Source organism: Candidatus Corynebacterium faecigallinarum (assembly GCF_052264515.1).
Classification (GTDB): Bacteria; Actinomycetota; Actinomycetes; order Mycobacteriales; family Mycobacteriaceae; genus Corynebacterium; species Corynebacterium faecigallinarum.
Genome location: NZ_JBQQOC010000002.1, coordinates 161,806 through 169,871, shown reverse-complemented (window position 1 = coordinate 169,871; position 8,066 = coordinate 161,806). Strand labels below are relative to the sequence as shown.

At 68.1% G+C, this 8,066-nt stretch carries 4 protein-coding genes; 2 read left to right on the top strand and 2 right to left on the bottom strand.

What is annotated here, in order from left to right:
• Positions 1-329: 329 nt before the first annotated feature.
• Both ACTXPP_RS02000 and ACTXPP_RS01995 read left to right on the top strand, forming a co-directional pair.
• Entirely contained in the window at positions 330-2,042 is a 1,713-nt protein-coding gene (locus tag ACTXPP_RS02000; protein ID WP_301495695.1) for an L-lactate permease, read from the top strand.
• A gap of 112 nt (positions 2,043-2,154) precedes the next feature.
• Positions 2,155-3,405 (top strand): alpha-hydroxy acid oxidase, encoded by a 1,251-nt coding sequence (locus ACTXPP_RS01995; RefSeq protein ID WP_301495693.1) that lies wholly within the window; start codon positions 2,155-2,157, stop codon positions 3,403-3,405.
• On the opposite strand, the gene ACTXPP_RS01990 is transcribed toward ACTXPP_RS01995, so the two are convergent.
• Together ACTXPP_RS01990 and ACTXPP_RS01985 are read right to left on the bottom strand one after the other, a co-directional pair.
• Positions 3,397-4,599 (bottom strand): type VII secretion-associated protein, encoded by a 1,203-nt coding sequence (locus tag ACTXPP_RS01990; RefSeq protein ID WP_301495691.1) that lies wholly within the window; start codon positions 4,597-4,599, stop codon positions 3,397-3,399. The two genes, ACTXPP_RS01995 and ACTXPP_RS01990, sit on opposite strands and share 9 nt — an antisense overlap.
• Positions 4,596-7,916, bottom strand: coding sequence for an FtsK/SpoIIIE domain-containing protein (locus tag ACTXPP_RS01985; protein ID WP_301495690.1), 3,321 nt, complete (start codon positions 7,914-7,916; stop codon positions 4,596-4,598). The genes ACTXPP_RS01990 and ACTXPP_RS01985 overlap by 4 nt, the downstream gene beginning before the upstream one ends.
• Positions 7,917-8,066: the final 150 nt, after the last annotated feature.

The window sequence follows — 8,066 nt, the reverse complement described above, 5'->3', positions numbered from 1 at the left end:
TCCTGCTGGGTCATGGTCTTGTTTGTACCACGTCGAACGGTCCCCGCCCGGTGTTCCCACAGTCCCCCTGCACTGTCTCTGAACTGTCTCCGCGCTGTCTCCGCGCTGTCTCCGCGCTGTCTCCGCGCTGACTCGTGGTACATCCACACCGTCGCAGAGTCCTCACCGCACCAGCTGCGGGCAATCTTCCCGCACTCAGAACAAAGTCTTGACGGTGAAACTTTCCGTGATCTAGTGTGTGGTATGACCACATCGGTGACGCAGGTCACCATCCCGGATGCCGACGCCACAGCCCACCCCACAACCCCCGCAAGGTGGACAGACATACGATGAACTCCCTGTACCAACCCGACCTCGCCCCGGTTGCCGACAATCTTCTCCTCTCGGCACTGGTCGCCCTGCTGCCGCTGGTCACCGTCTTCGTGGCACTGGGTCTGCTGCGATGGAAAGCCCACTGGGCCGGCCTGGCAGCGCTCGGCGTCTCACTGGTCATCGCCATCCTCATCTACGACATGCCCGTCGGCCTCGCCGGGCTGTCCGCGACCCAGGGCGCCATCTTCGGCCTGTTCCCGATCATGTGGATCGTGGTCACCGCCATCTGGTTCTACGAACTCACGGTGCGTTCCGGACGCTTCCTCGATCTCCGCGCCGTCATCGACCGCATCTCGGACGATCCCCGGGTCCAAGCCATCCTCGTCGCCTTCTGCTTCGGCGGCATGCTCGAGGCGCTGGCCGGATTCGGTGCTCCCCTGGCCATCACCGGCGTGATGCTGCTGGCAATCGGGTTCTCCCGGATGCGTGCAGCGGTCGCTGTGCTGGTCGCCAACACCGCCCCGGTGGCCTTCGGCGCGATCGCCACACCGATCATCACCGCCGGGGCGCTGACCGGCATCGACTATGAGCACATCGGTGCCATCGTCGGACGCCAGACACCGTTCATCGCCCTTGTGGTCCCGCTGTTCCTCTGCCTTCTCGTCGACGGCAAACGGGGAGTGAAGCAGTGTTGGCCGATCGCACTGGTCATCGGTGCCGTCTTCTCCGTCACGCAGTTCATCTCCGCCAACTACATCTCCGTCGAGCTCACCGACATCATCTCGGCCCTGTCGGGCCTGGCCGCCGCCGTGATCATGCTGCGCTTCTGGCAACCGCGAGGCACCGCCGAGGCCCGCGAGAAGTTGCTGGCCGAACGCCACCTCGAGGAGCAGGAGGGCGACGTCCAGGACGTCGCCGGAACCGAGACCGCCGCGGGTGCCGCCGGCGCCGCCGGCACCGGTGACACCTCCACACGCACCCTGACCCCGTGGCGCACCTTCATGGCACTCGTCCCCTACCTGCTGGTCATCGTCGTCTTCTCGGTCGCCAAACTCTGGGCACCGGTCAAGGACTTCCTCGACGGCACGGATGTCGCGATCGAGTGGCCCGGCCTGCACGGCAATGTCCTCACCGCCGACGGGGACGTCTCGACCTCCACGGTGTTCAACTTCACCTGGCTGTCCTCACCGGGAACGCTGCTGCTGTTCACCGGCATCCTCGTCGCCATCATCTACCGCGTCTCCCCGAAGGTCGCCGTGCTGGCGTACTGGGAGAACCTGGTGAAGATGCGGTTCTCCATCCTCACCGTCGCCGCAGTGCTGTCACTGGCCTATGTGATGAACCAGTCGGGGCAGACCATCACCATCGGCTTCTGGATCGCCGGGGCGGGTGCGGCCTTCGCCTTCTTCGCACCGGTCCTGGGCTGGCTGGGCACGGCGGTGACCGGTTCGGACACCAGCGCCAACGCCCTGTTCGCCACTCTGCAGCAGACCGCGGCCATCCAGGCCGACCTGGACCCGGCACTCATGGTGGCATCCAACACCTCCGGCGGCGTGGTCGCGAAACTGGTCAGCCCGCAGAACCTCACCATCGTCGCCACCGCCGTGGGACTGGCCGGCCGGGAATCCGAGATCCTGCGCAAGGTGATGTTCTGGAGCCTGGGCATGCTCGCCGCCCTGTGCCTGATCAACGGCCTGCAGGCCACCGTCTTCGACTGGATGCTGCCCTAGCGGAGCCGGCCGACACGAGTACCCTCGGCACCACAGACCTCCTGTGGTCCGACCACAGCAAACCAACACCGACCACAACCAACCTCAACCAACCACAGACAAGGAGACCGTCATGGTCAAGCGCCAACTCCCCCATCCCTCCGAGATCTTCGAGCTGATGCAGTTCAAGAAGCCCGAGCTCAATGCGAAGAAGCGTCGCCTGGACTCCGCCCTGACCATCTACGATCTGCGCAAGATCGCCAAGCGCCGCACCCCGGCGTCCGCCTTCGACTACACCGACGGCGGTGCAGAGGGCGAGATCTCCATGGCTCGTGCCCGCCAGGCCTTCGAGGACATCGAGTTCCACCCGTCGATCCTCAAGGACGCCTCCGCCACCGACACCACCGCCCACATCCACGGCGGCACCTCCGCCCTGCCCTTCGGCATCGCCCCCACCGGGTTCACCCGCCTGATGCAGACCGAGGGTGAGGTCGCCGGTGCCGGTGCCGCGGCCGCCGCCGGGATCCCGTTCAGCCTCTCCACCCTGGGCACCACCTCCATCGAGGACGTCAAGGCCACCAACCCGAACGGGCGCAACTGGTTCCAGCTCTACGTGATGAAGGACCGCGACATCTCCTACGGGCTGGTGGAGCGCGCGGCCGCCGCCGGCTTCGACACCCTCTTCTTCACCGTGGACGCCCCGGTCGCCGGCAACCGGATGCGCGACACCCGCCACGGGTTCTCCATCCCGCCGCAGCTCACCGCCAAGACCATTCTGGACGCCATCCCGCGGCCCTGGTGGTGGGTCGACTTCCTGACCACCCCGCCGCTGGAGTTCGCCTCCCTGTCGTCGACCGGCGGCACCGTCGGTGAGCTGCTCGACTCGGCGATGGACCCGACCATCAACTACGAGGACCTGAAGGTCATCCGGGAGATGTGGCCGGGCAAGATCTCGGTGAAGGGTGTGCAGACCCTGGAGGACGCCGTGACCCTCGGCGAGCTCGGTGTGGACTCCGTCGTGCTGTCGAACCACGGTGGACGCCAGCTCGACCGAGCCCCCGTGCCCTTCGAGCTGCTGCCCCAGGTCGCCTGCGAGGTCGGCGACGACATGGAGGTCATCATCGACACCGGCATCATGAACGGTGCCGACATCGTGGCCGCCATCGCCCTGGGTGCCGACTTCACCCTGATCGGCCGGGCCTACCTCTACGGCCTGATGGCCGGCGGCCGGGAGGGTGTGGACCGCACCATCGAGATCCTGCGCTCCCAGATCGTGCGCACCATGAAGCTGCTGCAGGTCAACACCCTCGACGAGCTGACCCCGGAGCATGTCACCCAGCTCAAGCGGTTCGGCCGGGAGGACGCTGTCCGCACCTCACGGTGAATCGACCCGTGCCGTCGCGGTGAACCGGTCACAGGCCGCCAACCGTGCCGCAGTGGGGTCGCGGTACTGGCAACCGATCGAGACCTGGTGGCCGTCGATAAGCCGCACCCGCCACTGCGTGGTGGACTCCGGGAAGCTCTCCTCGTAGTCCACCGGCGCGTGTGCGGTGACCACAAGAGTTCCGTCAGCCCCGGCACCGACAGCGTCCTCGAGGGCGGTGAGCATCGCGGCATCCAACTCCGCCTGGGTGCCGACCGGTGTCGGCGCCGCCGCAGTCAGCACCCTCATGCCCGCATCGTCGGACGTCCAGATCTCCCGCTGTTCGGAACTGTCGGTGACCTGCCAGCCGGGGACGTCGACGGCGACCGTCACCTGGGGCCGGGGATGTCCCGATTCACTGGTCAGGTCACGCCATTGGTCTGCCGGGTCAGCAGGATCCGGCTGTACCGGTGGGGACTGCTGTGCCGATGGCGCCGAGCTCTGCATCGCGCTGTCAGCACCATCGACCGCATCAGCCGTGCCCGCAGTGGGCAGGACGACCATGCCCGCGACGGCCACGGCGGCGACACCGACGATGGCCACACCCACTGCAGCGACGACCGCGGGACGCGGGGACGTACGCCGAGCATCCTGGTCGACGGCAGAATCGAAGTCGACGCCAGCACGCGGGCCACCGTCCGGGTCCAGATCAGGCTCCGGTGCCGGTGCCTGATCCGGTTCAGACTCGGGGTCCTCCAACACCCCGTCGGTGACCGCGGAGCGTGCCGCAGCCAACTCACCGGCGATCCGCAGCGGCTCCGTGGCATCCACCGTCCGGGCCCGCAGGCCCACCATCCGTAGGTAGGCAGCGGTGACGTCCTTGTCCGGGCCGACGACCACCACATCGGAGGTTGCGATCCCGATGCCCCAGGGGAAGACCGTCCGCGGCACGGCAGGGTTCGCACTGGTGAGCTCCGGGTCCTCGGCACGGGCGTCCAACACCTCGGCGACCAGTTCCCGCACCGCCTCCAGCCGACGCAGTAGCACACCTGACCCACGGAAGTCCGGCGACGGGCCCGCCTCCTCCGGTTCGGCCGCTTCCACCGTCTCTTCACCGGTGACCTGGAATCCGCTCAGCAGGTCAGTCGCCGACAGTCCGTTGACCAGCACTCCCGACTCCGACAATGCCACGGCATCGGTCAGCATCGCACTCATACGGTCACCTCCACGCTCGTATCAGACTCGGATTCGACCTCAGCTGCTGCCCCTGCCACCGGGGCAACCGCCACCTGCAACTCCACCGCGCTGCCCTGCACCAGCAGGCCGCGACCCGGCTCGCGGGGACACAGCACCTGCCCGGCCACCGGGCCGTCCTCTCTCGGCGCCGACAACACCAGCCACGCCGACTGGTCCCGGGTACCCTGCATCAACGGGCTGAACGCATTGCGGGCCATCCCCGCACTCCGACGTGCCAGCACCAGGTGCAGCCCGATGTCAGCCGCATGGGGCAGCAGCGGGACCAGCAGGTCCACTGCGGCGGCCAGCTCCACGGAATGGTCCAGGTCATCAACCACCACATACAGCTCCGGGCCACTCCACCAACTGCGGTTGCGCAGCATCTCCGGGGTCACCCCGTCGCCCGGGATCCGTCCGGTCAGCACCGTCACCCACTCACGTATCCGGTCGGCGAACCCCGCCGGTGAGACGTACCCGGCTTCTCCGAGCAGTCCCCGGCGCGCATCCGAGACCAGCAGTGCGTTCCCGGTGCGCCCCACCGCACCGATCACGGTCCGCAGAGCCGTCGTCGCCCCTGCCCTGGACTGCCCCACCACCGTCAGGTGCGGCAACGCCGCCGAATTCCACCACACCGTGGACAGGCGCGGGCCTCCGATACCGAGCGCCACTGCGCTGGTACCGCCGCGCTCCAGGGCATCAATGGTGCAGAACTCCGGAAGCACCCGAAGCGTCCGGTCCTCCTCACGACGGTCCACACTGACCCGGCGTGCGTGCTCGATGTCCTGCGCCCCGGAGACCACGATCTGCAGGTGCTTACCCTGCGGCGACACCCCGCGTCCCGGCAGATCCGGCAGGCTGCGCTGGGCGTCCCGGAAGTTCGAGTCCACCGGGTTCATCCGCAACTCCACCGACCCGGTGAGCAGGTCACGCAGGCTGGGCCGGAACGTCCACCGCTGGGAGGTGACGACCACGTGCACCCCACGCTCCAGGGCGCCGGCCGTGAACGTCGCCAACCGGCGGTCCTCCTCGCCGAGGGACTCCACCCCGTCGACGATGAGCACCCGGTGCGCCGGGACGTCCCCACCGGTCTCCCCCGGTCCCTCCTCCTCGAGCTCATCGAGGATCCGGGGCAGCAGCTCCGGGCCCGCCACGCACGCCACCTGCGGCAACCGTTCAAGATGCGCCAGAGACCCACCGGGATCCACCACGTACACCGCCACCTGCGGCGAGGACAACGCCAGCCCGAGCACCAGGGATCGTAGCAGCATCGTCTTGCCCGTACCCGGCTGGCCGACCACCGCCCAGTGGCGGCGTCGCAAATCCAGCACGAAGCGACGCTGTACCCCGTCGAACGGCAGATCCTCCAACCCCAGGGGCACCGTCAGCGGGACGTCGGGGCCCGTCGCGTCGCCCATCACCGCACTGGCCGCCAGCGTCTCCGGCAGCGGATCCAACCAGATCGGGTGCTTGTTCGGCCCGGACAACGCATCGATGACCAGGTCCATCGTGGTCCCCGCCGACTCCGGCTCCACGCCCAGCTCACAGACCAGACGCTGGTCGCGGGGCACTTCCGGGCCGGACACATAGGCGGACTGGAAACGGACCTGACTTGTCGATGACAAAATCGCCGCGCCCGGGGAGGCGGGCAGGTCGAACGCCGCCGTCGAGCCGATCAGCTGGCGCGACTCCGCCGCCGAGAACGTCCGCAACGCGATCCGGTACGACAGGTGCGACTCCAGACCGCGCAGCCGCCCTTCCTCCAACCGCTGGCTGGCCAGCAGCAGATGCATCTGCAGGCTGCGGCCCAGCCGGCCGATCGCGGCAAAGACCTCGGCGAACTCGGGCCGGGCGTGCAGCAGCTCGGAGAACTCGTCGACGATGATGAACAACGCCGGCATCTCCCCGGGAAATGACCGGTTGTAGTCGGCGGCGGTCGCCACACCGGCGGCGTGCAACTTCTCCTGCCGACGGTGCATCTCCCCGAGCAGGGAGTCCTGCATCCGGTCTACCAGCACCGCCTCCTCGGACAGGTTGGTGATCACCGCACTGGTGTGCGGCAACCTCTCCAGGCCGGTGAACGCCGCCCCGCCTTTGAAGTCGATGAGCACGAAGTTGAGTTCCTCGGCCGAATGCTGGTGGGCGAAGCTGGTGACCACCGCCTTGAGCAGCTCACTCTTCCCCGACCCCGTCGCACCGATGCACAACCCGTGCGGGCCGATCCCGCCCTTGGCGGACTCGCGGATGTCCAGGTACACCGGCGCCGGGGCGAAGCCGATCGGAGCGCGCAGGTCCCCGCCACCGAGATCAAGCAGGGAGGACGCCACGCGCCGGGTCGTCCGCGACCGGCACAGCGCCGCGAGTTCCACGTCGCTGAGGGCGTCGGCGGTGGCGAAGGCACGCCACCCGTCGACCGTCCACACCGACATCGCCCGGTCCTCGCCCACCTGCAACAGCAGGCCTGATCTGCGGGCAAGGTCGTGCCACCCGGCGGTGGCCGGGTCGTCACCGGCGTCGGCGATGACGGTCACGGTGTCACCGCCGGAGACCGGGGTCGGCATGGCAGTGTCGGCAGTGTCGGCGGTGTCCGTCTCCGTCCCCACCACCCGGACGGTCAGTGGCCCCTCGTGCGGCAGCCACCGCCGGTGCGGACCCTGCACGGTGATGGCCGACGCGTCCTGCATCACCAACTGGCCTTGTATCGCGCGTACCAACGCCGATGCCCCTGCCCCGGTGACCACCACGCAGTCGAACTCACGCAGGTCCACCGCAACCGGGGCATCGACGGTGGCGTAACTACCGGCGAGGCTGCGCAACGTGGTGGCGCACACCGGCTCCAGGTCCTCCGGCGGGGCGTCGACCGGGATCTCCAGCGGGTCATCAGGCGCCTGGACGGCAGTACCGATCCGCACCACGCCCGCCTCCCCGGTGTCGGAGGTGCCGGTGGCGCTGCTCGTCTCGGCCGCGATCGTCCACAACGCCTGCGGATCCGGACGGTGCACCGCGGCGTCCTCCAACTGCCGGCGGCGGGCCCGTCGCAAGGAATCACTCAACGCATCGATGTGGCGGTGGAACCCACGCCGGATCTCGTCGACGTCCTGACCGCCCGGGGAGATCATCATCGCCAGGGAACCCAGCATCATCAGCGGGAAAATGAACGCCATCGGGCTGCGTCCCATCCCCGACAACACCATGGCAGCGACCATGCCGACCACGGCAACGACCATCACCACCGGCATGAGCAGCCGGATGAACGGCTGTTTGCTCTTCGGCAGAGTCGGTGGCGCCTGCGACTTCATGTGTGATCAACCCCTGTAAATTCCCGCTGGATTCCCGCTGGATTCCCCCGTGGTGACAACCCACGTATGACAACCCCATGTCCACGAAGCCCCCGAACCCGGCCCCGTCCCTTGAGGACGAACAGTACCGCAGAATTGTTCACCGCGGGA